This window comes from Nonomuraea sp. NPDC049269 (genome assembly GCF_043197155.1).
Classification (GTDB): domain Bacteria; phylum Actinomycetota; class Actinomycetes; order Streptosporangiales; family Streptosporangiaceae; genus Nonomuraea.
Genome location: NZ_JBICSO010000003.1, coordinates 630,623 through 653,852, shown reverse-complemented (window position 1 = coordinate 653,852; position 23,230 = coordinate 630,623). Strand labels below are relative to the sequence as shown.

11 protein-coding genes are annotated in these 23,230 nt (G+C 69.8%); 8 read left to right on the top strand and 3 right to left on the bottom strand.

Going from position 1 to position 23,230, the window contains the following annotated elements; all coding sequences use genetic code 11:
* Nucleotides 1–107: 107 nt before the first annotated feature.
* Nucleotides 108–11,333 (top strand): hemopexin repeat-containing protein, encoded by an 11,226-nt coding sequence (locus tag ACGFNP_RS20650; RefSeq protein ID WP_393320711.1) that lies wholly within the window; start codon nt 108–110, stop codon nt 11,331–11,333.
* Between the two features lie 24 nt (nt 11,334–11,357).
* On the opposite strand, the gene ACGFNP_RS20645 is transcribed toward ACGFNP_RS20650, so the two are convergent.
* Nucleotides 11,358–11,777: a transposase gene (locus ACGFNP_RS20645; protein ID WP_393321572.1), complete on the bottom strand. Its 420-nt coding sequence runs from the start codon at nt 11,775–11,777 to the stop codon at nt 11,358–11,360.
* On the opposite strand from ACGFNP_RS20645, the gene ACGFNP_RS20640 reads away from it, so the two are divergent.
* Together ACGFNP_RS20640 and ACGFNP_RS20635 are read left to right on the top strand one after the other, a co-directional pair.
* Complete coding sequence (locus ACGFNP_RS20640; RefSeq protein ID WP_393320708.1) at nt 11,735–12,928, top strand: hypothetical protein; 1,194 nt, start codon at nt 11,735–11,737, stop codon at nt 12,926–12,928. The genes ACGFNP_RS20645 and ACGFNP_RS20640 overlap by 43 nt on opposite strands.
* Nucleotides 12,925–13,770: a hypothetical protein gene (locus ACGFNP_RS20635; protein WP_393320705.1), complete on the top strand. Its 846-nt coding sequence runs from the start codon at nt 12,925–12,927 to the stop codon at nt 13,768–13,770. Before ACGFNP_RS20640 ends, ACGFNP_RS20635 begins: the two co-directional genes overlap by 4 nt.
* A gap of 115 nt (nt 13,771–13,885) precedes the next feature.
* Here ACGFNP_RS20635 and ACGFNP_RS20630 read toward each other — a convergent pair whose 3' ends face one another.
* Complete coding sequence (locus ACGFNP_RS20630; RefSeq protein ID WP_393320702.1) at nt 13,886–15,880, bottom strand: BTAD domain-containing putative transcriptional regulator; 1,995 nt, start codon at nt 15,878–15,880, stop codon at nt 13,886–13,888.
* Between the two features lie 355 nt (nt 15,881–16,235).
* Between ACGFNP_RS20630 and ACGFNP_RS20625 the strand changes: the two genes are divergently transcribed.
* The 4 genes from ACGFNP_RS20625 (at nt 16,236) to ACGFNP_RS20610 (ending at nt 22,202) form a co-directional block, all read left to right on the top strand.
* Nucleotides 16,236–17,198 carry an aldo/keto reductase gene (locus tag ACGFNP_RS20625; protein WP_393320699.1) on the top strand — a complete coding sequence of 321 codons (963 nt, stop codon included), beginning with the start codon at nt 16,236–16,238 and terminating at the stop codon, nt 17,196–17,198.
* A 154-nt stretch (nt 17,199–17,352) separates the two neighbouring features.
* Nucleotides 17,353–18,648 carry a hypothetical protein gene (locus tag ACGFNP_RS20620; RefSeq protein WP_393320696.1) on the top strand — a complete coding sequence of 432 codons (1,296 nt, stop codon included), beginning with the start codon at nt 17,353–17,355 and terminating at the stop codon, nt 18,646–18,648.
* 125 nt (nt 18,649–18,773) lie between these two features.
* On the top strand, nt 18,774–20,513 hold the full coding sequence (locus ACGFNP_RS20615; RefSeq protein WP_393320693.1) for an RNA polymerase sigma factor: 1,740 nt from the start codon (nt 18,774–18,776) through the stop codon (nt 20,511–20,513).
* 75 nt (nt 20,514–20,588) lie between these two features.
* A complete protein-coding gene (locus ACGFNP_RS20610) occupies nt 20,589–22,202 on the top strand; it encodes an AbfB domain-containing protein (RefSeq protein ID WP_393320690.1) in 1,614 nt (537 codons plus the stop codon).
* Nucleotides 22,203–22,226: 24 nt separating this feature from the next.
* Here the strand turns inward: ACGFNP_RS20610 and ACGFNP_RS20605 are convergent, their stop codons facing one another.
* Nucleotides 22,227–22,718, bottom strand: coding sequence for a hypothetical protein (locus ACGFNP_RS20605; RefSeq protein WP_393320687.1), 492 nt, complete (start codon nt 22,716–22,718; stop codon nt 22,227–22,229).
* On the opposite strand from ACGFNP_RS20605, the gene ACGFNP_RS20600 reads away from it, so the two are divergent.
* The gene (locus ACGFNP_RS20600) at nt 22,713–23,222 is read left to right on the top strand and encodes a zinc-binding dehydrogenase (protein ID WP_393320684.1); all 510 of its coding nucleotides are present in this window, start codon (nt 22,713–22,715) and stop codon (nt 23,220–23,222) included. The genes ACGFNP_RS20605 and ACGFNP_RS20600 overlap by 6 nt on opposite strands.
* Nucleotides 23,223–23,230 lie beyond the last annotated feature (8 nt).

Sequence of the window (23,230 nt, the reverse complement as noted above, 5' to 3'; positions counted from 1 at the left end):
ACGCGCGATTCCTAACGTCCTTCTCAACCGCAGGCGAGCTGCGAGCCCGCGACCCGCCCTGACCGGTGCCCAATGACGGCGCGACCGTGCGCAAACTGGAGGACCGCATGTCCGCTGAGAATTCCCTGCGCCAATATCAGCTCCTGTTCGGCGCCCTGGACTTCCGCGACGGCGACGCCGCCCGGACCGTGGTCTCACCGGCCGCCTATCTGGCCGATCTGCTGCGCCTGCTGGACGACGAAGGGCTGTTGGACGACGGAGGGCCGACCGGCGCGGAAGGGCCACTGAACGGGGCGAGCACCCTGCGCGCCAGGCGGCCCGACATCTGGGAGATTCCCCTGGACGGCGAGCACACCTTCACCGAGGCGCCCTACCTCGACATTGTGGTGGAGATCCTGGAACGCCTGGCCGGTCCGGACGCCTACGAGCGGCTGCGCACGATGCGATTCCCGTTCGACAAGCCGTTCAACCTGGCCTACGAGACGCTCGGCGGCCACCTGAAGAACCGCGCGATCGGCCGCGACGAGCGGCACAGGCTGATCCAGGCCACCGCGAGCACCGTCGCCGCCGAACACCTGGGCCTGTCGCCCGAGATGATCGACGTCGTGACCGTCGCCCGGCCCGAGGTGGCGGATCTGCGGCAGTTCTACCACCTGGCCGTCGGCGAGGACCTGGAGGTCCTGGAGGACGTCGAGCGCTTCACCCGTACCGTCGGCCTCAACGAGATCGAGCTGAACCAGCTGCTGGCCGGTCGGTACGTCAACCAGCACGACGGGGTGATCCAGGTGCGGGGCGGGCGCCTGGTCGGCGGCCTCTACTTCGCGCGCAACGACTGGTACGACCGCGTCAACCGGTTCGTCCGCCTGGCCCGGCGCACCGGGATGACCTTCCCCGACCTGGACCTGGTGCTGTCCACCTGCTGCGGCAACCGCCTGGACGCGGCCGCGCCGGCGGTCCTGGCCGCCGTCCGGCACGTGAGCGCCACCATGGACATCCCGGTCGACGTCGCCTGCGCGCTGGCCGCGCCCATGTCGGCCGATCTGCTGGCGCGCGCCTTCGACGGCCGTACCGTCGCCGAGGGCCTGGGGATCGGCGAGGCGGCGCTGGCCCGGCTGACCGAGCGGCTCCGGGAGGCGTACACGGAGGAGATCGACCTTTCCGCGCTGCACCGGGCGGCGCGCTTCATGAACGTGCTCGGGCTGTCGGCCGACGAATTACTCGACCTGCTGCCGCTGGTGGACGCGAGCTTCCCCATCCCGTACGCGACGACGCGGACCATCGGCGACTGGGCGCGGGTGCTGGCGGCGCCCGACCCGGCGTCGGGGCTGTGGCTGGCGCAAACGCTGCCGGCGCTGGTCGCCTGGCTGCGCGCCACCGGCCTGTCGGTGGCCGACTTGACCGCCTTCCTGGGTGGGCCCGCGGAAGTCGTGGACACCGACGCGCTCGCCACCGCCATCGAGATGACCCCCGACCTGTTCGTGTCGCAGCGCTTCAGCAGCCGCGCCTCCCGCGCGATTCACGACGCCCTGACCACCGGAGCCGACGCCTACGACGCGCTGACCGGCCTGGGCCAGGTGAGCGCCGCCGACTTCATGGGCCTGGGCCTGGGCGACAGGCTGGCGAACAAGATCTTCGCGAACCTGGTGTTGCGCGGCGATCTGGCCGCCGACGGCACCCTGGTCCGTGTGCCCAGGGAACTGGGCACCGACTTCTCCGCCTACCAGGACAAGGTCCAGACCCTGGTGGACATGCTCGGCGGCGCCTTCTTCCCCTCCGACCTGGCCGACCTGCCCGGCCTGAGCCCGGCGCAGCGAACCGAGCTGTACGACAACCTGCTGCACAACGGCTATGTGGCCGGCAACGGCGACGTGCGGGCCGAGTTCGGCGACATCAACGCCCGGCTGGACGATGTGACTCGCCCCGTGATCGCCCTGATCCGCTCCTCGGCCGCCCGCTACGACACCGAGCCGCTACCGATCGACCTGCCCTTCGAGCTGGACGGCCTGCTGGACAACCTCCGCTTCAACGGCCACATCGACGACGACAACTGCTACGTCCGCAAGGACACCCTGGCCGCCCTGGATGTCGCCGACTTCACTCTCGCGCCCGAGTTCGCCCCCTATCGGCGCGACATCCTGGGCGCCGTCCAGGACCAGATCGCCGCGCACAAGGCGGCGCTGCGCACCTTCCCGCCGGAGGCGTTCGCCGAGATCGCCGACCGCGCCGCCGCCCAGCGGGCGCTGGACGAGGGCGACCCGGCCGATCCGGTGACGCGTGGCCGGATCCACGCCATCGAGCTGGAGCAGCGGCCGTACCGGGTGGACCCGGCGGCGGTGGACCGGCTCGGGCTCAAGCCCGTCGAACGGGACGCGCTGCTCGACCTGCTCGTGGACCGCGGCGATCTGGACGAGAACCTCACGGTGCCCCGGGAGCGGCTGGACTTCTTCGCCTGGCCGACGAACGTCCTGAACTTCCACCTGCCAGGCATGGAGGACTACAGCGGCGACGTGTTCGACCTGCTGCACCCCGTCGCCGTCGAACTGGAGGCGGGCACCGAGGAGATCGACTGGACGCTGGCCACCTTCGCCCGCCGACGCGAGAGCGAGCTGCTCACCGTCGCCACCGGCGTCTTCGGCGTGCCGACCGCGGTCATCAGCGCGATCTGTGACGGCATGGGCGTGGACCTGGGCGAAATGCTGGCCGAACCGGGCCCGGACCTGCGCCGAGTGCGCGCGTTCGCCCGGTTCGCCGCCAAACTCGGCCTGGATGCCGCCTCCGTCGCCCTCGTGTTCGACGACCGCGACCTGGCCGGTCACTTCCCTGAGCCGCTCGCGCTGCCGTCCGGGGTGACGCGCGTGGACGCGCTCCTGGACAGCGCCGACGGGTACGCCTACCTGTTCGCCGGCGACCACTACTGGCGCTACCAGGGTCGCGAGATCGTCGACAGCGCGCCGCTGAGCGCCCTCAACCCGGCGCTCACCTCGGTCGACGCCGCCTTCGCCCACCCGGACGGCACCGACTGGATCGTCAGCGGCACCCGCTCCTACGTCCGCCGGCCGGACAGCACCCGCTGGGTGCCGCGCGAGCAGCCGTGGGGCCGCGTCCGCGACGAGTTCGCCACCGGCGTCATCCGCGCGGCGGCCGTCGACGAGGAGGGCCGCACCTATCTGTTCTGCGGCGAGCAGTACGTCCGCTACTCAGGCACCGACTTCTCCGCCGTCGACGAGGGCTTCCCCCGGCCTGCCGCCGAGTTCGGCGAGGACGAGGACAGCAGGGTCGAGGCAGGTTTCCACGGCCGTGACGGCCGCACCTACCTGCTGTCGGGGCCCCGCCCCGGCGACTGGGGGCGCGCACCCGTCGCCTTCGACGGTGTGCCCGACGCCGCCTACGCCGACGCCACCGGCGTGTACGTCTTCTCCGGCGCCTACGTCACCCGCCACACCGACGCCCTGGAGAACGAGGGCGTCCGCGCCGACGAAGGGTTCCCGAAGAAGATCGAGGCGCACTTCCCGAACGTGCCGGCCGAGTTCGAGTCCGGCCTGGACGCCGCGTTCGCTGACGCCGACGGCTTGGTCCACCTGTTCAAGGACGGCCGCACCGTCGCCCTGACCGCCGTCCCGCTGCCGCTGGGCACCGCCGAACGCTGGGGAGCGCGCCGAGAGGCGTTCCCCAGCCACCGCGTGGACGCCGCGTTCGTCGGCCTGGACGGGCGGACGTACCTGTTCAGCGGGGACAGCTACCTGCGCTACTCCGGCGCCGACTACGCGCGCGCCGACCTGGGCTACCCGCGGCCCATCGCGCCCGACTGGGGCGGACTGACCACGGTCGACGCCTCCTTCACCCTGGACGGGGAGACCTACCTGTTCGGCGGCGGCCAGTACGTGCGCTACTCCACCGCCGACTACACCACGCCCGACGAGGACCACCCCAAGCCGCTGCCCGGCGACTGGTGGAACCTGCCGGACGGGTTCACCGACGTGGACGCCGTCTTCACCGCCGGGGACGGGCGTACCTACCTGTTCTCCGGTGACCGGTTCGTCATCTTCGACGCCCGCCGGCGCTGGTGGTCCAAGCCCAAGACGCTCGCCGAGGAATGGGACAGCATCCCCTTCGCCTCGGTCGACGCCGCCTTCGCCGGGCGCGACGGGCGCACGTACGTGTTCTCGCAGGACCGGTACGTGCGCTACTCCACCAGCGACTTCTCCGAGGTGGACGACCGCTACCCGGCGCCGGTGGCCGCGTTCTGGGGCAAGACGCGCGACGACCTGGCCCGCACCGGGCGGGTGGACGCGGCACTGCAGCTCGACGGGCGGACCTACCTGTTCGCCGGGGACCAGTTCACCCGCTTCACCGGGCAGAACGCCGACCCCGGATACCCGCGCGCCCTGTCCGCGCTCAAGGACGAGCCGCGGCTGGCGAACGTGCCCGCCACGCTCGGCCGCGTGGACGCCGCCTTCGCCGACAAGGGCAGCGTCTACCTGTACGAGGGCACCACCTGCCACGTGGTGTCGGACTCCCTGTACCGGCGCCACGACGCGCCGGACGTGACCTGCGCCTACCTGGAGGACGGCGCGATCCTCGCCGAGGGGGCCGGGGGATGGCGCCGCCAGGGCGCCGTCGAAGCGCTCGGCGACGCCACCGGCCCAGCCCGGTCCAAGGCGCTGCGCGACCTGCCCGAACTGTTCCGGTTCGGCGTCGACGCCGTGCTGCACGGCACCGACGGGACCACGTACGTGTTCAAGGGCGACGCCTGCTACGACACCAGCGTCGACCGGGAGTATCCGGTGGCCCAGGCGTGGGGGCGGCCCCGCACGCTGGGCGCCGTCGACGCCGGATTCGTCGGCCGCGACGGGGTCACGTACCTGTTCAGTGGCGGCAAGTTCACCCGAGGCGGGCAGCCGGAGCGGATCGCCGACCACTGGGGCGGGCTGACCGGCGTCGCCATCGCCTACGTGTGGAAAGACACCACCTACCTGTTCGAGCACCCCGACGAGCAGGGCCGCATGCGCTACGTCGTCTACTCCGGCAGGAGCTACGACCGCCCCGACGCCGGGTTCCCGCGCACCGCCGACGCCTCCATCTGGAATGCCGAACGCGTGCCGCGTGCCGTCGTCGTCGCCGGTGACACGCTCGTGCTGCTGGACGCCGACACCTACACGCTGCCCGACGGCTCGCTGCCCCGCCCCGTCAGCCTGCTGTGGCGCGGCTTCGAAGGCGAACTCACCAGTGCCTACGTCGGAGCCGACGGCGCCACGTACTTCTTCTTCGATGAGCAGTGCCGCCGCCACGCCGACGGCGTCCTGGGCCCTCCCGCCCCGCTGGGCGGCGACTCCTTCGCCCGCGTCGACGCCGCCTTCACCCACGACGGGCACACCTACCTGTTCAGCGGCACCCGCTACGCCCGCTACGCCCGCTACGCGACAGACGAGTACGCCTACTGCGACCCCGGCTATCCCAAGCCGATCGCCGGCAACCTGCGTGCCGAGTTCCCCGGCCTGGCGGAGTCGTTCGAGGACGACCTCACCACCGTGGACAAGGTCGAGGCCGCCGTGGCCAACGGGCGCAACCTGTATCTGTTCATGGGCGGGCGCTGTCACGTCGCCTCCCGCGAACTCACCGCGACCTACGACCGCCCCGCCGGCCGGGAGCGCCCCTTCGACGGGCCGATCGATGCCGCGTTCGTCCTGGACCGGCGCACCTACCTGCTGTCCGGCGCGCAGTACATCCGCTACACCGGCGACGACTACACCCACGCCGACGACGGCTACCCACGCGCCATCGCCACCTCCCTCGCCGCCGACCTGGGTGTTCCCCCGCTGCCGGAGGCGTTCCTGGACGGCGTCGACGCCGGATTCGCCGCGGGCGGCGGCATCCACCTGTTCAAGGGCGGCCGCCACCTGCGCGCCGACGCACCCGAGACTCCCTCCCCGGACTGGGGTCACGTCCGCAGCGCCTTCGACGGGGGCCTGGATGCCGCCCTCGTCCTGGACGACGGCCTGTACGCCTTCCGCGGCGACCAGTTCGCCCGATACAGCGGCGACGCCCTGACCACCCTGGAGTACGCCGACACCGGCTATCCGCGCACCATCGACGACGACTGGGGCGACCTGCCCGCCGCGTTCGAGGCCGCCGTCGACGGCGCCTTCACCCTGGAGGGCGCCGCCTACTTCACCAAGGGCGCCGAGTACGTCCGCCACCCCGGCGGCCCCGTCCGCGCCATCACCGACGGGTGGGCCGACACCGCCGACTACCGGCTGGCCGACCTGCACGCCATCGCCCGCTACGCCGGCCTGGACCGCGCCACCGGCGGTGCGCTCACCGACGCCCTGACGGCGTCCGACGAGGACCCGTACGCGACGATGGCGAAGATCTTCGGCTGGGACCCGGCCGAGCTCATGTGGGCCCAGCGCACCCTGCCGCAGACCGGCATCGCGTTCGTCCTGGCCGCCGTCGACCTGTTCGCCCTGGCCCGCCGCTACGGCGTGCCGCCGTCGGGCATCGCCGCCGTCACCGGCGACCCCGTCGTCACCCTCAAGCGCGACGCGCTGCTGACGGCCGTTCTGGCCGGCGCCCCCGACCTGGCCGACTCAGGCGACCTGTTCGAGCGGCTGCTCATCGACGTCGACATGGGCGCCAGGGGCGTCACCTCCCGCGTCCGCGAGGCCATCGCCGCCGTCCAGTTGTACGTGCACCGGTGCCTGCTCGACCTGGAGCCCGGCGAGGAGCGGGCCCGCGAACGGCTGGGCCGCTGGTGGAGGTGGATGCGCAACTACCGGGTGTGGGAGGCCAACCGGAAGGTCTACCTGTACCCGGAGAACTACCTGCGGCCCGAGCTGCGCGACACCAAGACGCCCGCGTTCGCCGAGCTTGAGAGCGACCTGCTGCGCGGCGGCGTCACCTCCGCCACCGCCCAGCGCGCCTACACCCGCTACCTGGACGAGTACACCGAGGTCTCCCGGCTGACCATCACCGGCGGCTACGTCTCCGCCGCCTCCGCCGACGGCTTCGGCCCCGGGGAAGCGGGCCGTGAGCTCGTGCTCGTCGGCCGTACCCGCACCGATCCGCACCGCCACTACCACCGCCTCGCCACCTTCCGCGACGGCGCCTCGTCCGCCACATGGGGGCCGTGGCTGAAGGTCGACGTGCAGATCGACGCCGAACGCGTGCACCCCGTGCGCGCCTTCGACCGCGTGTTCCTGTTCTGGGCCGCGGTCGAGCCCGTACGGCCCGAGCGCAGCGGCACCGGCACCATCGTCGCCACCAAGGTCGGCGACCGGCAGGAAGTCAGCGCCCCGGCCGTCAAGCACCAGGTAAAGATCTACTACTCCTTCCGCAACCTCAACGGTGAATGGGTGCCCGTCCAGGAACTGGCCGCCGGAACGCCCATCGCCGACGCCATCGGCGAGGTCACCCTCGCCGTACGCACCGGGCCGCTGCCCGGCACCGAGCACCAGGCGATCACCGTGTCGTACACGGCGCAGATCCCCAAGGGCACCATCGGCGCCTCCCACGCGCTGACCCCCGAGCTCTACGCCGTCCCCGTCCCGGGTGTCGTCGTGCCCCCACAGGCCGGCGACGTGACCACCATCTTCGACGAGACCATCGACCCCGAATCCGTCACCTGGTTCGAGCGGCCCGCCGGATTCGCCGACGGCGCCTGGTTCAGCGTCGACCACAAGGGCGGCAGCTTCCTGTGCCACCCCATCCTGCCCGCCGCCGAAGACACCCCCGAATCCATCCCGTTCAAGGGCAATTCCGGCGTCTTCCCCTCCTGGGACCGCATCGACGCCGCCTTCGAACTCCCCGACGGCGCCCACTACTTCTTCGACAACACTGGCAAGCAGTACGGGGTCATCCGCCCCGGCCGCACCAAGGTGGAGCGGATGCTGCCGATCGCCGAACGCTGGGGGCGCACTGTCGCCTACCAGCCGCCGCCCGACCCGTCGCGCAAGGGCGACAAGGGGCATCATCCCCTCCCGCCGTGGAAGGACCAGGGCGCCCGCTGGGAGCGCGTCGACACCGCCTGGGTCGACGGCGACCACCTGTTCATGACCAGCGGCCCTGAGATCGTCCGCTACACGCTCGCCGGCAGCGAGGTGCCCGACGTCGTCGACGCCGGCTATCCGCAGGCGCTGCCCCGCCCGTTGACGGCCGTCTTCCGCGGTCACGCCCTCAGCGGCGACGCCTACGCCACCCCCGGAGAATGGCTGTTCCGCCCCGTCGCCGGCGCCTGGGGCGACCTGCCCGGCGACCTCACCGGCGCGTTCGAGACCACGACCGACGTCTACCTCTTCCAGGGCGCGCGTTACCTGACATATCCGAAGAACGCCCGGCTGTCCCGGCCGTACACCTACGCCGAACTGCCGCACACCATCGTGCGGCTGACCTCCAGCACCGCGTCCAAACTCAACCAGAAGCTGCTCGCCGGGGGCGTGGCCGCCCTGCTGGACACCGCCACCCAGGAGACCGACGAACTGCCCGCCTTCGACACCCGTTTCAGCGACGCGGTCACCATCCGCGTGCGACCCGGCCGCGTCGAACCCGACCGGCTGCCCGGCCGCAGCCACCTGGACTTCGCCAGCGCCAACGGCGGCTACTACTGGGAGATCTTCTTTCACGCGCCGCTGCTCATCGCCCAGGCGCTCAACGCCGCCCAGCGTTTCGAGGAGGCCAAAACCTGGTTCGAGTACGTCTTCGACCCGGCCGGCACCAGCCGCTACTGGCGGTTCCTGCCCTTCCTGGGCGCCGACCCCGGCGCGCTCGCCGACGCGCTGCGCGCCAAGGACGACCCGTCGCTCGAAGGCTCCGTCTCGCTGCTGGACGCGCTCGTCCCCGTCTTCCGCGGCGAGGGGGAACTCACAGAGGAACTGCGCGCCCAGATCCACGCGCTGACCGCCTACCCGCAGAGCGAGGAGATGGCCGTCGCCGCCGAACTGGACCGCCACTACGACCAGATGGGCGACCGCCCCGGCCAGCTTCAGGCGCACCGCGACGACCCGTTCGACCCGCACGCCATCGCCGCGCTGCGCCCCGACGCCTACCGGCGTTCGGCCGTCGCCGCCTACATCGACAACCTCATCGACTGGGGCGACCTGCTGTTCCGCCAATACACGATGGAAAGCGTCGACGAGGCGCGGATGTTGTACATCCTGGCCTGGGATCTGCTCGGCACCCGGCCGCGCGGCCTGGAAGCCGTTGAGTTGCCCGCCACGCGGCCCTTGTCCCACATGGAGCCCTACGACGCCGGCCAGGACCTGCCCGCCATCCACTCCAGCACCCGCGACCCGTACTTCTGGGTGCCGATGAACCCCGCCCTCGGTGGCTACTGGGACCTGGTCGCCGACCGCCTCACCAAGATCAGGGCCTCGCTCGACATCATGGGCGTCAGCCGCCCGCTGCCCCTGTTCGAGCCCGAGATCGACCCGATGACGCTGGTCCGCCGGGCCGCGCTCGGCACGGCCGCGGACACCACCCCGGACGTCGTGCCCGACGTCCCCCACTACCGGTTCGCCTACGCCTTCCGGCGCGCCCAGGAGCTCGCCGACCGGGTCCGCGACTTCGGCGGCGCCCTCCTGGACGCCATCGAACGCCGCGACGCCGAAGCGCTCACCCTGCTGCAGAACACGCAGGAGAGCACCCTGCTCACCATGACCGTCGCCGTCAAGGAGGCGCAGGTCACCATGGCCGCCGAGAACCTCGCCTCGCTCGAGGCCGGTGAGGCGGCCGCCCAGCAGCGCATCGCGCACTACACACGGCTCATCGCCCAAGGCATCTCCCCGTGGCAGCAAGGCCAGCTCGCCATGCTGTCCACCGCGGCCGCCGCCCACTTCACCTCAAGCGGGCTGCGCGTCGGCGCCGCCGTCGCCGCCGCCTTCCCCGACATCCTGGCCGGCCCGTTCATCATGGGCACCAAGGCCGGCGGCAGCAACACCGGCGAGGCACTCTCCCAGAGCGCCGAAGTCGCCGAAGCGCTCGGCGAAGGCTTCTCCGTCCTCGGCGAGGTCCTCGGCGTACGGGCCGAGATCGAGCGCCAGGCCGAAGACTGGGAGTTGCAGCTCGGCACGGCCGAAGGCGACGCCGCCCAGATCACCCGCCAGATCGTCGGCGGGCGGGCCCAGCTCGCCGCCGCCGAGCGCGAACTCGGCATCCTGCGGCAGGAGATCGCCGGTAAGCAGGAGGTCGCCGTGTTCCTCACGAGCAAGTTCGGCAGCGCCGAGCTGTACCAGTGGATGTCCGGCCGCCTGTCCGGGCTGTACTTCCAGGCCTACGGCCTGGCCTACGAGGCGGCCCGCGTCGCCGAACGCGCCTGGCAGTTCGAGCGTGGCGCCACCGAGCAGATCGTCCTCCCCGTCCACTGGGACAGTCTCAGAAACGGCCTGCTCGCCGGACACGGCCTCCAGCACGACCTGGACCGTCTCGGCCGCGCCCACATGGGCGGCGACACCCGCCGCCTGGAGATCACCCGCAAGGTCTCGCTCCTGGAACTCGACCCGCTCGCCGTGGTGTCGCTGCGTGACAGCGGCACCTGCGAATTCGCGCTCACCGAGGAGTTCTTCGACCACGACTTCCCCGGCGACTACCGCCGCCAGCTCCGCGGCATGGCCCTCACCTTCACCGCCGCCGACGGCAGCACCCTGACCGTGAACGCCGCCCTCACCCAGCTGTCGCACAAGACGGTCCTGACCCCCGACCCCAAGGCCGTCCAGTACCTCCTGGACGGCAAGGGCGCCCCACCCGCCACCGTCCGCCCCGACTGGCGGGCCGGCCAGCGCATCGCCCTGAGCCACGTCGCCGAAGGCTGGGACAACAACGGCCTGCACGAGCTGCGCTACGACGACGACCGCTACCTGCCCTTCGAGGGCACCGGCGCCGTCTCCACCTGGCGGCTGGACCTACCAGGCCTGCGCTCCGCCGACCACCCCGCCGACCTGTCCGACGTGCAGATCACCATCCGCTACACGGCCGAACACGGCGGCGACACCTTCGCCAACACCGTCCGTGGCCTCCTCAAGCCGTACGCCGCCGCCCGCTACGTGGACGTACCCACCGACTTCCCCGACGAATGGGCCGCCTTCACCCACGACCTCGTCCTCCCCGTCACCCTCCCCGATTTGTACGGCGGCCAGATCACCGGCATCTACCCGGCGTACACGCTCACAGAGGAAGGCGCCGCCGAACTCCGCCTTACGGGCGGCCCCACCCTGCCCGCCGGCCGCCTCACCCCCACTCCCGGACTGAACGTCAACGGCGGCATCCACCTGACGCTGTCGGGCGCCCGGGAAACCCTCACGGGGCTCGGCCTCGTGATCACCTACCGCGCCGGACTGCGCTGAAAGACATCCCAGGAGCTTTGAGTGTCAAGCGGTAAGCGATTCGGGCTGATGCGACCAGGCGGTTGCTTCGTCGTAGAGGGTGCTGGTTTTGAGGCAGCCGTGCAGGATGCCGACCAGCCGGTTGGCGATCTGGCGCAGGGCGGCGTTGTAGTCGGCGTCGCGGGCGCGTTGCTCCTCGTAGTAGGCGCGGGCACCGGGCGAGAAGCGGATCGCTGTGGCGGCTTGGGTGATCAAGGCGTCGATCAGCCGGTCGTTGTGCACGAACCGGGCGGCGACGACCTTCTTCTTGCCCGAAGCCCGGGTGATCGGGGAGGTACCCGCGTAGTTCTTACGGGCCTTGGCCGAGGTGTAACGCTGGGGGTCATCGCCGAACTCCGGCCGGCTCGGCGGTGGTGGCCCGCATGCACAAGCATCAGCTCCACATCGTGGTGCGCCTCGGCCCAGTCATCGTCCCACGAACAGTCGCAACATCTCTCCTGTTGTCTGCGAAACCGCTGGTCAGCAGCCTGCGGAAGAACCATCAGCGACCTAATGAAGCAGTGCTCACGCCACAGGCGGGCGGGCACGACATCCCATCAGCGATCAACTCTCCCGGCCGACCGGCAGGGGCACGATCTTTCATCAGGACTCGACGTCCAGGAATCACCAGTGCTCACCTGCCGGCGGCTACTACCCACCCAGGAGTCTGCCGGATGGCTTACTCCCAGAACTCATTAGGAATCGACATGAAACGAAACCCACGCGATGTGCCGGGGCAGCCACAGAAAAGGGCTAAGCTGGCGCTGCCGCCCCGTGACCTGCCCGCGCAGCAGCCGGAAGTCGCACTCGTGGATGGTCCGGAAGTCGTATCCGAGGGCACCTCGATAGACAAACCCCAGGACGCGAAACGCAAAGACCAGAGTTCACGGGAAATCGTCGAGAATAAGCGGGAAAAACTCTCCACGCAGCAGTTCGAGGATGGTCCATCGTTGTACTCGGACATTTGGTTGCATAATGTGCTGCCCCTTCTTGGCCTGAGGGAACTTTCCAACCTGATCTTGGTAGACAAGAGGCTCAACGCCATGATTGTAGAATATCTGAAAGGGGAGGATGGTAAACGGATTCCGCCACCGCCCATGGAGCGCGCGCCAAACAATCCGAAACTCCAGCACAGGCTGCCCGTGCGGACCGCCGACAGCCAGGCCTGGAAAACAATATTAAGGTTCTGGCTATTATATGTGGCGCATGTCCGACCGGGGATTCCTCCTAAGCAGTTCCTGTGGGCTCTCAAACAGCTATGCGATTACGGGCTCGACAAGAAATTCAGGCATCCGGGCGAGATGTTGACGATGGTGGGTGGGATGCTCAATGCGCCCGACTGGAAGAAACCCGCCGGCCCTCCAGCTAGTATCTCGGAGTCTTTCACGCAACTCGTCGTTATTCTCGCGAGTTTAGACGCGGAAAATAGCAAAGAGTCCTACAATCAGAGCAAGTTCGATGAATTGTTGACATTAATGCAAGAGCTCCCTATTTGGGACAACGTCGGTCGAATGCATTTCAAGATCTGGATGAACAAGTATTTCCATATTAATTCATCGCAGAAGGAGCGGAAGTGACAGGCGACGCGGTGGCCATCAAGCGGGCCGTACATGACAGACTGCGCAGCAAACTCGACATGGCCAAGGCATGGCTGACGGCCGCTGGAAGCGGCGGCCTCGATGTCGGCTACCGCCGTCCCGCCGAGCGGGCCCCGCAACCCGAGCCGAGCGACGCCGACGGGCTGGCTTGGGCGCTGGTCCATCTGCATGACGCCGGCGAATGCCTGGGAACGCTGAACGGGTACTTGCTCGACGGCCCTTCCGCGCAGATCGGAAATGTGAGCGCCGCGATCCCTGGGCTCATCAACGACGTGTGGGAAACGCTCAACGCGTGCCAGGACCTTGCGAAGTCGCATCTGCGTGCCGACACGGCGGGAGACGCCAAAGCCAAGTATCACGCTGATGTGAAGGGTCGGCTGGAGGCGAATGTCAAGGCCCTGGAGGACTTGCAGACCGAGTGTGAGACGCTGCGAGCCGAGTTCGTCCCCTTGACGCTCGGCGATCAGGATGACGTACAGCCCGCCGTGGTGCCCGCACTCAGCCGGATGGCGCAGATCCTGGACCAGGCGAGACGGTGCTGCCTCAAGTGCTACCTGGCGCTCCAGGTCGTCGAGAGCAAGGAGATGATGAGCGCCGCCCAGGGCACGAGTTTGACCCCGTACGAGTGGCCCGTCCTGCCCTACATCGACCATCAAGAGATGTTGCTGGCCTATCTGGATGTCCCCAGCGATGACAAGAAGCGCGATGACGCGGACACGCTCCTCGCCCAGGCCCTCTCCGCTCCGGAGACCATGCGGTACGTCCACGAGGCCATTCAGGAGGTCAACGCGGGCCAGCTCGCACGGCAGGCCCCGGTCTGATTCTCTGTGCCTGTTCCGGTGTTAAGCAGGGACAGGCCCGGACAGCCGGTCCGCCACCGACCGGGCGCCACGTAAGTCGTGGCGGTCGGAATGGCTCGTCCCTGGGGCTCAGGGCCTACGGGGCACGCACCTCGGTCGCGGAGGTCGCGGCGTCAGCCTGTTGCCGCGAACGCTCGGCCCAGTAAGCGTGGCCGACCCTGGTGTAGAGGTCGGCGGCGGTCGCGAAGCGGATGCGGGCGGAGTCCGGGTCGCCTTCCGCCGACGCGGCGCTCCCGGCGGCCGACTCGGCCATCGCCCGCCACGCGGATCCGCCGAACGCGTCGGCCGTGTCGGCAGCGGAGACGGCATGGGCGCGGGCGCGCTCGGCGTCGCCGAGCGCCGCATACGCCTCGGCGGCGACCGGGTGAAGGAGGGCGCCGCAGGTGAGGCAGTCGCCATAGCGGGCCGCCGCCGCGGCGGCGGCCCGGATCGACTGTGCCGCGCGGTCCGGTTCGCCGCGTTGCAGCCGGGCGAACGCGGCTGTCGCATGAATGCGTCCCCACTGGTGGCGGGCCATGGGCGACACCGTGGCGATGGCGGACGCCCGCCTCAGCGCCGGACCGACCTCGTCGAAGAGGCGCTGACAGGCCGCCAGCTCGGCAAGGCGCTGCCAGGGGAGCGCGCCGGAGGCTGACCCCAGGGTGGCGTGCAGGTCGGCGCTCTGCTGCAGGCAGCCGCCCGCTTCGTCCCAGCGGGCGCGCAGCAGGAGCGACTCACCGAGCAGGCACCAGGCGAAGGCCTGGGCACGCACGATCCCCGCGTTCGTCGCGCGGCTGAGGGTCTGCCTGGCGTACTGCTCGACGTCGCGGCTTAACTCGTCGGAGTACAGATGGAATTGCCCAATGCATTGATGAATGTCGAAGGCGCGGCTGAACGTCTCGGCGCCGAGGCCGTCGCCGGTACGACTGAGCTCGATCTCAAGGCCGCGGCGCCAGTCGCCCCGCATGTGGGTCACGATGGCCATCGCCTCTTCCGCCCTGGCGACATCGTCGAACGTGCCGTGCGCCGTCGCGAGCTCACGCGCCTCGGCCGCCTTGAGCAGCGCGGTCTCGAGATCGCCGCGCAGCCACGCCTGCTCGGCTCGCAGGCAGACCAGCCTGGCCCGCTCGGCCGGGTCCACGGTCGCGGATTCCGCGCGCACGAGATGGTGGTCGGCCGGGTCTGGCCGGTGTTTGCCCAGGTAGGCAGCGGCGGTGAGCCGATGCAGGCGAGCGGTTTCAGGCCTCGACGTCGACAGCTCCAGCGCCGCCTCGTACGCCGCAATGGCACCGGTCGCATCGCCGGAGCCCATCCGCAGGTCGCCGATGCGCTGCCACAACACCGAGGTGTGCTGCGGCTCGGGAACCTTTCTGGCGCGCACCTCCTCGTGGAGACGCTGGGCTTCGGGTCCGGGCTCGATCCCGAGTTCCCCGTCCAGCAGGTCGCGCAGCACATCGAACTGGCGCAACGCCTCCGCCCGCCGACCCGCCAGAGCCAGCACGCGCATGAGCCGTACGTGGGCATCCTCCAGCAGCGGATCCGCGGCGATGAGCAGCCGGGTCACGCGAGCCGACTCCTCGAGCAGGCCTGCGCTTTCGAGAATGACGGCATATTCGTCCAGTATCGAGACGTAGTCGTTGCGCAAATCCACTCTGGGGGCCTCGGTCCATTCGTCGCCGTCCTCCGGCAGCAGACCGTTGCGATAAAGCTCGATCGCATCGGCGTAGGCCTGGAGGTCGCGAGCTTCCCTGGCCCGGGCCAGGGTCGAGCGGAACTCCACGACATCCACCCAGATGTGGTCCACCGGCAGGGTCAGCATGTCTCCCTGTGACAGCACAGGCTGGGTTTCGTACCTGCCCGAATACATCTGCCGGATGAAGTGCACGGTCTTGCGGAGATTGGCCGCAGCGGCCTGAGGCGGGAGATCCGGCCACAGCACGTTCGTGATCTGTTCACGACGGAGCCGATGGCGCGGAGCCAGGCACAACAACTTGATCAAAGCAGCGGCCTTGCGGGTCCGCCACATGTCGTCGGGGATGACCAGAGTCCCGATCGTGACGCGGAAACCGCCGAGTAGTTCCAGACGAACCACAACGACCTCGCAACCCCAGGTTTTTCCTCATGCTACGGCCGCGGGCAACGCAGCATTCGTATCGGTTTTCGTCAATGCCGGGTGGAAGCGATATCGAGCATTTCTTATGTCGGCCCCACGGCCCCAGGCTGCCATCCGCACGAGGCGCCGGGCATTCCCGCCAGCCGGAAACCGGTCGGCCCTGCGGCCAGCCGGTAGCCCACGATTACAGCCACCTGGAAGCCCATCCGGGCGCCACCCGCAATGCCCGGAGGCCGTCCGCGAGCGAGGCTTGACGGTATGACCGCCACACGGCGCGCCTGACAGACGAACGGCATCGAACGGACGGACAACCGCTCAACGGAAGGGCAGCGGCATGCGACAGGTTCGACTGGGACAGACCGGCCTGCGGGTCTCCGTGATCGGATTCGGGACCTGGGCTTTCAGCGGCGACTGGGGCGCCGTCGATCTCCGGGAAAGCGAACACGCCATCCATCACGCCATGGACCTGGGCATCAACCTCTTCGACACCGCACCTGGGTACGGCGTCGCCGAGCGCCTGCTGGGCAAGGCCCTGCGGGAACGGTCATGCCGCGAGGACGTGGTCATCGCCACCAAAGGCGGGCTCCGTCAGGAGGGCGACCGACTGCTGCGCGACGCCGGCGGACAGTGGCTGCGCGAGAGCGTCGAGGAGAGCCTGCGCAACCTCGGAACCGACTACATCGACCTCTACCAGGTGCACTGGCCCGACCAGCACACCCCACCGGAGGAGACCGCCGGGGTGCTGGCGGAACTGGTCGGGGAGGGCAAGATCCGCCACATCGGAGTGTCGAACTACGACGCCGAGCAGATAGAGGCGCTGGGACGCTTCGGGCGCGTGGAGACGCTGCAGCCGCCGTACCACCTCTTCCGCAGGGACATCGAGGACGCCGTCCTGCCCTGTGCCGCCGCGCATGACATGGGCGTGCTGGTGTACGGGCCGCTGGCCCACGGACTGCTGTCCGGCCGGTTGACCGAGTTCACCACCTTCGACGCCGACGACTGGCGCGGTAAGAGCCCCGACTTCACCGGCGAGGCCTTCAGCAAGAACCTCGCCGTGGTGCGGCGACTGGAGGAGGCGGCGCGGGAACGGGGCATGAGCCTGCCGCAGATGTCGGTCGCCTGGACGCTGGCCAATCCCGCCGTCCACGTCGCCATCGTGGGCGCCCGCCGGCCCGCCCAACTGGACGGCACCACCCCGGCGGCCGGCCTCGGGCTCTCCGAGGCCGACCTGCGCACGATCGACGCGATCCTGGCGCGGGCCGTACCGGTGTGGGGCCCCTATCCAGAGGGCACCTGACGGCGTTTTCGTCCTGCCCCTAGCTTCGGTCCTCTTCTGATGCGAAGATCGTCACTTATATCGGCACAGACCGAAACCTCTGTGTCGTAACCATCTTCCTCAAGTCGGAGGACCTGTGCGGTCTCGCAAAGTGATGATTGCCGCCCTTTCGCTGGTGGCATTCGTAGTCCCGTTCGCCCCTCTCCAGTCGGCTTCGGCTGATCTGCAGGCACCCGGATTCGATCCCTTCCCCCCGCCCCCCGGCGACTCGATCTCGCTGGACACCCAGAACGCGGCCGGCGAGTTAGCGAAGCTCGTGGAAGCCTCGCCGGGTTCCTACACCGGCGTGCGGGTCACGGGTCCGGGCGCCGTGACCGTCACGCTGCCGTCCGGCGCTGATTTCAAGCAGCGCGCCGACACTCTGCGCAGTGGAACGCGATCAGTATCGGGCGAGACCGTATCTGTGTCGGTGGAACAGGTCCCGCGCAGCCTGGCCGACGTGGAGGCCACCAAGGCGCAGATCGTCGAGTTGATCACGGCCGGCGCCTACAAGAACCAGGTGTTCGGAGTGGGCGTCGACCCGGTCAAGGCGACCGCCGTGGTCTACGCCTCAGAAGACTCCGACACTGCCAGGACCGAACTCAAACAGCGCTTCGGCGACGCGATCACCTTCCGCCTCCAGGACGCGGTCGCGCGACCCAACACCCGTTCGCGGGACACGGCACCGCACTATGGCGGTGCGGGGATCCGCATGTGGACCGCGGGGCACGTCTCCTACGGCGGCGTCTGCTCGACCGCCTTCGCAGTCGTCAAACAGGGGGTCGCCCACATGCTGTCGGCCGCGCACTGCTTCCCGTCGGAGACCGACTATCCCAGAGCCTGGTCGTCGTCGTTCACCTCGGCATCCGCACCCTTGACCACCTACTACCAGGGCGCCATGGTCACCACCACGATGCGCGGCACACTCCTCAACCCAACCGACGGGACCCAGGACCTGTACGGCGACTTCAGCCTGCTGCAGGGAGGCGGCGGCTACCTCCCCCGTGTGTACAACTGCGCCAAGAACGCCGAGCCCTGCACCTCGCTGGTGGTCGGCGCGGCCGAGTACGGCACCCCAGCCAACGGCACCCAGGTATGCACCAGTGGCGTCATGTCAGGCCAGACCTGCCGGCAGTACGTGACCGACGGCTCCTACGCCGGATGGATCAACGTCAACGGCGCGGACATGTTCATCAATCATTGGGCGATCACCAACTCCGACCAGAACGGTGACGGCACCTACGACTGCGCCGGCGCCATCCAGGGCGATTCCGGCGGCGCCATCTACCGATCCATGGCCGGCGGCAAGGTGGTCGCGATGGGCATCATCAGCGCCGGTTGGAACGGCCCGACCGGCGTGTGCTACAGCGCGTACGCCAAGCTGTCCGGTGTCCGGGCGTGGGACTCGAGCGTGAGCGTCCTGACGGATTAACCCCACACACCATCCGTGATGCCCATATAAGCGACAAACTGGAACAATCACTGTTTTCTGTTATCTCAGTGGTGATGTTCCCGTCTCCTGGTCGGAGCATCGGAGGCTCCGGATCGGGGTGATGGATGTACGCGCGGTCGACGTACGAGGTCGAAACGGTGCTGGCGGCCGGGGCGGGCGATCACGGAGCGGTCGACGAGCTGGTCAGGGGCCATCTGCAGCTCGTGTACAACATCGCCGGGCGCGCCATGAACGGCCACCCGGACGTGGACGACGTCGTCCAGGAGACGATGGCCAGGGTCGTGACCGGGGTGTCCGGGCTGCGCGATCCCAGGAGCTTCCGATCCTGGCTGGTCGCCATCACCATGAACCAGGTGCGGGAGTGGCGGCGGGTCACCGCCGCCACCCCCGCCGCCCTCGACGAGGCGCTGGGCATGGCCGACGCCAGTGCCGACTTCGCGGGTCTCACCGTGACCCGGCTCGGCCTGTCCGGGCAGCGTAAGGAGAGCGCGGAGGCCGGTCGCTGGCTCGACGACGACGACCGCGAGGTGCTGGCGCTGTGGTGGCTGGAGGTCGCGGACGAGCTCACCCGGGCGGAGCTGGCAGCCGGACTGGACCTGCACGAGAAACACGCCGCCGTCCGCGTGCAGCGGGTCAAGCGGCGGCTGGAGTCGGCCCGCGCGGTGGTGCGCGCGCTCTCGGCCCAGCCCCGCTGCGCCGGGCTGGCGTACGTGGCCGGCGGCTGGAACGGTACGCCGTCGCCTCTCTGGCGCAAGCGGCTGTCGCGGCACGTACGGGAGTGCCAGACCTGCACGGATCAGCTGTCGGATCTGATCCCGGCCGACCGGCTGCTGGCGGGGCTGGGCCTGGTGGCCATCCCGGCGGGTGTCGCGGCGGGGTTGCTGGAGCTGGCGCGGACGGCCGCCGTACCGGCGCTGAAGGGCGGCCTGATCGCCAAGGGCAAGGTGGCGGCCGGTGCGGCGGGTTCCTCGCTGGCCGTCAAGCCCGTCGCGATCGCCGCCGTCAGCACCGCGCTGATCGCCGGTGGCGCGGTGGTCGTCCAGAACCTGCGGCCCGAGCCGCCGCCCAGCCGGGCCGCACCGGTGATCGCCACCTCCGCGCCCGCGTCCTCCCCGCGCCCGACCCGCCTCTCGCCGAAGCCGACGCCGACCCCGACCCCGACACCGACCCCGACGAAGAGCCGTCCGATCAGCCCGTACGGGCGCACCATCGACACGGCGGACCAGGCGCCGCCCAAGAACCGGCGCCCCGCCCCGCTGCCCCGGCGCGCCGCCGGCACGCTGGCCATCGGCGGGAAGCACGGCTACTCCCGGTACGGCGGCGCCCCGCAGATCACGCACCGGGGCGACTACATCACCATCACCGGCAAGGGCTACCTCGAAGTCCGATGGGGCATCCTCTACCGCAGCCGGATCGGCGACTTCCAGCCCGCCACCTGGACCGGGCTGAAGGGCAAGCTGTTCCACGTCGCCTCCGGCGGTGGGCGGCGGATGGACGACGAGCAGGCGCCGGGTGTGACCTGGATGGGCGCCCCGGAGGTCGGCTTCGTCCGGCTGCCCCGTGGTCAGCAGCAGATGTGGCAGAACGAGTTCTACTACCTGAACGGCCAGGTCACCCTCCACAACAACGAGAGCGGCACGGACGTCGACCTCAGCGTGGCGCCCAGGACCTGGACCGAGGTCTGGAGGGACCTCTCCACCGCGCTCGACCCCGCCAAGGGGATCGTCCGCTACGGCCTGACCCGCGACACCGGCGACGACCGCGCCCCCGTCCCGCAGTACCTCACCAGAGCGCGGCCCGCCGACCCCGCGAAGGTCCCCCAGCGCAGTCGGGTATCGGCCTAAAAGGCGAAATTTCTGTTATCGACGACGGCCGCCTCAGTCTCCTGTGACAAGAGTGACCCCTGTGAAAGGACCTCCATGACCACGCAGCCCTCCCGCCGGAGCCTGCTGAAGGCGGCCGTGACCATGGGTGCGGGCGCCGCCGTACTGCCCGCGCTGCCCGCCGCTCCCTCCTCGGCCGCGGCGCTCAAGCACCCCGGCCTGCTGCACACGCAGCAGGATTTCGACCGGATGCGGGCCCAGGTGAACGCCGGAGCCCAGCCGTGGAAGGCGGGCTGGGACAAGCTGGTGGCCAACGGCCGCTCCAAGAGCACCTGGAAGCCCCGCCCGCTTGAGACGGTCGTCAGGGGCGGTACGGGCGCGAACCATGTGCAGCTCGCCATCGACGTGGCCGCCGCCTACCAGAACGCGCTGCGCTGGAAGGTCAGCGGCGAGAAGGCCCACGGCGACGCCGCCCGCGACACCCTCAACGCCTGGTCGGCCGCGCTGAAGGCGGTGACGGGCAATGCCGACCGCTTCCTCGCGGCCGGGATCCAGGGCTGGCAGCTGGCCAACGTCGGCGAGATCATGCGCGGTTACCCCGGATTCGACCTCGACCGCTTCAAGAAGATGATGCTCACGGTCTTCTACCCGCTGAACAACCAGTTCCTGAAGGGGCACAACGACGCCTGCATCACCAACTACTGGGCCAACTGGGACCTGTGCGCCATGGCCTCCATCCTGGCCATCGGCGTCCTCTGCGACGACCAGGCCAAGGTTGACCAGGCCGTGGAGTACTTCAAGCACGGCAAGGGCAACGGCGCCATCATGAACGCCGTGCCGTTCCTGCACCCCGGCGGTCTCGGCCAGTGGCAGGAGAGCGGCCGCGACCAGGGCCACGCCAGTCTCGGCATCGGGTTGATGGGCGTGCTCTGCGAGATGGCCTGGAACCAGGGCATCGACCTGTACGGCTACGCGGACAACCGGTTCATGAAGGGCGCCCAGTACGTCGCCAAGTACAACCTCGGCGAGACCGTGCCGTTCACCACGTACAAGTGGGGGACCGGACAGAACTGCGCACCCCGCGAGCAGACCGAGGTCTCCGCGGCGGGGCGCGGCGCGAACGACCCGATCTGGGCGGTGCTCTACAACCACTACGGGGTCCGCCGCGGGCTGGCGGTGCCCTACCTGGAGGCGTACAGCAAGCGGCTCGCCCCCGAAGGGGGAGGCGGCGACTACGGCGGCGCCAAGTACGACCACCTCGGCTTCGGCACACTGACCTTCACCCGAGCCACGGCCACGGCCGGAGGCGGGGGCGGGCTGCTACCGACGGGCGTCTCGCGGACCTTCGAGTCGGTCAACCAGCCGAAGGCGTATATCCAAGCCACGGGCCGCATCGGGGCGACCGCGCTCGCGCTGCGGATCGTGCCTGGCCTGTCCGACGCCAAGGGCTACTCCTTCGTCGACTCCGAGGGCCGCTACCTGCGGCACAAGGACTTCCTGGTCCGGTTCGACACCAATGACGGCACCGCGCTGTTCAAACGGGACGCGACCTTCCACGCCCGCCAGGGCACGGCGGACGGGTCGGTACGGCTGGAGTCGGTCAACTACCCGGGACGGTTCATCCGTCATCGTGACAACGTCCTCCGCCTGGACAAGGCGGAGGACACAACCCTGTTCCGCACCGACAGCTCCTTCCGCCCGGCCACCTGACCGGGGCCGGCGAGGGAAGGACGGCTACGCGCTGAACCCGTCGAGCAGCAGGTCGGCGACCTGGGGGCCGATGGTGGCGGGGTCGGTCCGCAGGCTGCGGGCGAACCTGGTGACGACGTGCAGGGTGCCGGTGATCGCTTGCGGGAGCAGCTCGGGTGGCAGGTCCCGTCGCAGGACCCCGTCCTGCTGCCCGCGTTTGACCAGGGCGAAGACGGTCTGGTGCATGCGCCTGGAGGCGGGTGGCGGGGAGGGGCGGTGTGAGTCGGCGGGCAGCGGTTGCCAGGCGGAGCTGACGGCCAGCAGGGGATAGCGCTGGATGATCGCGGCCATCTCGATGATCAGGGCACGTAGGGCGGCGCGCGGGTCGGGATCGCCGTCGAGCGCGTTGGTGATCGCCTGTTGGGCTTCGGCGGCGGCGGTCTCGAAGATGGCCTCGCGCAGGGCCTGGCGGTTGCGGAAGCGGCGACCGGGCCGGCGGCACCGGACGGGCTGCGTTTCGGCGACCTCGTCATGCATCACTACGGCTGGCGCGAGTACGTCGTCGAGGCCGCCGACCGGTTCCGCCGCCTGGACCCCGGCACACTGCCCGACCCGATCCTGCACCTCGGCCAAGGTCTGACCGCCTATGCCGGCCTGCTGCGGGAGGCGCTCCCCGACGGCATCGACGTCTGCTTCGACAACGTCGGTGGCGAGCAGCTCGCCGCGGCGATCGAGCTGGCCAGGCCGGGCGCCCGATACGCGCTGTGCGGGGCCCTGGACAACCAGCTCGGTGGCAGGTCGGCCGCGGTCTCGGTGGACCCGGTCGAGCTGATCGGCAGACGGCTGACACTGTCCGGATTCCACGTGGCCGACCATCGCGACCTCCAAGAACCATGGCTGGAGGACTTCAGCGGATGGCTGCGCGAGGGGCGCATCGACGTGCCCCGGGTCGTCGTGCCCGGCCTGGACGCCGCGCCGGCCGCACTGATCTCGCTGCTGTCCGGCGGGTACACCGGAATGGTGGTGGTCGCCATCGGGTGAAGCGGCCG

Excerpts from the sequence above, each read along its gene's own strand:
- ACGFNP_RS20610 (WP_393320690.1), top strand. The coding sequence starts at position 20,589 with ATGACCACGCAGCCCTCCCGCCGGAGCCTGCTGAAGGCGGCCGTGACC.
- ACGFNP_RS20615 (WP_393320693.1), top strand. The coding sequence starts at position 18,774 with ATGTACGCGCGGTCGACGTACGAGGTCGAAACGGTGCTGGCGGCCGGG.
- ACGFNP_RS20640 (WP_393320708.1), top strand. The coding sequence starts at position 11,735 with ATGCACAAGCATCAGCTCCACATCGTGGTGCGCCTCGGCCCAGTCATC.
- ACGFNP_RS20650 (WP_393320711.1), top strand. The coding sequence starts at position 108 with ATGTCCGCTGAGAATTCCCTGCGCCAATATCAGCTCCTGTTCGGCGCC.
- ACGFNP_RS20605 (WP_393320687.1), bottom strand. The coding sequence starts at position 22,718 with ATGCATGACGAGGTCGCCGAAACGCAGCCCGTCCGGTGCCGCCGGCCC.
- ACGFNP_RS20600 (WP_393320684.1), top strand. The coding sequence starts at position 22,713 with ATGCATCACTACGGCTGGCGCGAGTACGTCGTCGAGGCCGCCGACCGG.
- ACGFNP_RS20625 (WP_393320699.1), top strand. The coding sequence starts at position 16,236 with ATGCGACAGGTTCGACTGGGACAGACCGGCCTGCGGGTCTCCGTGATC.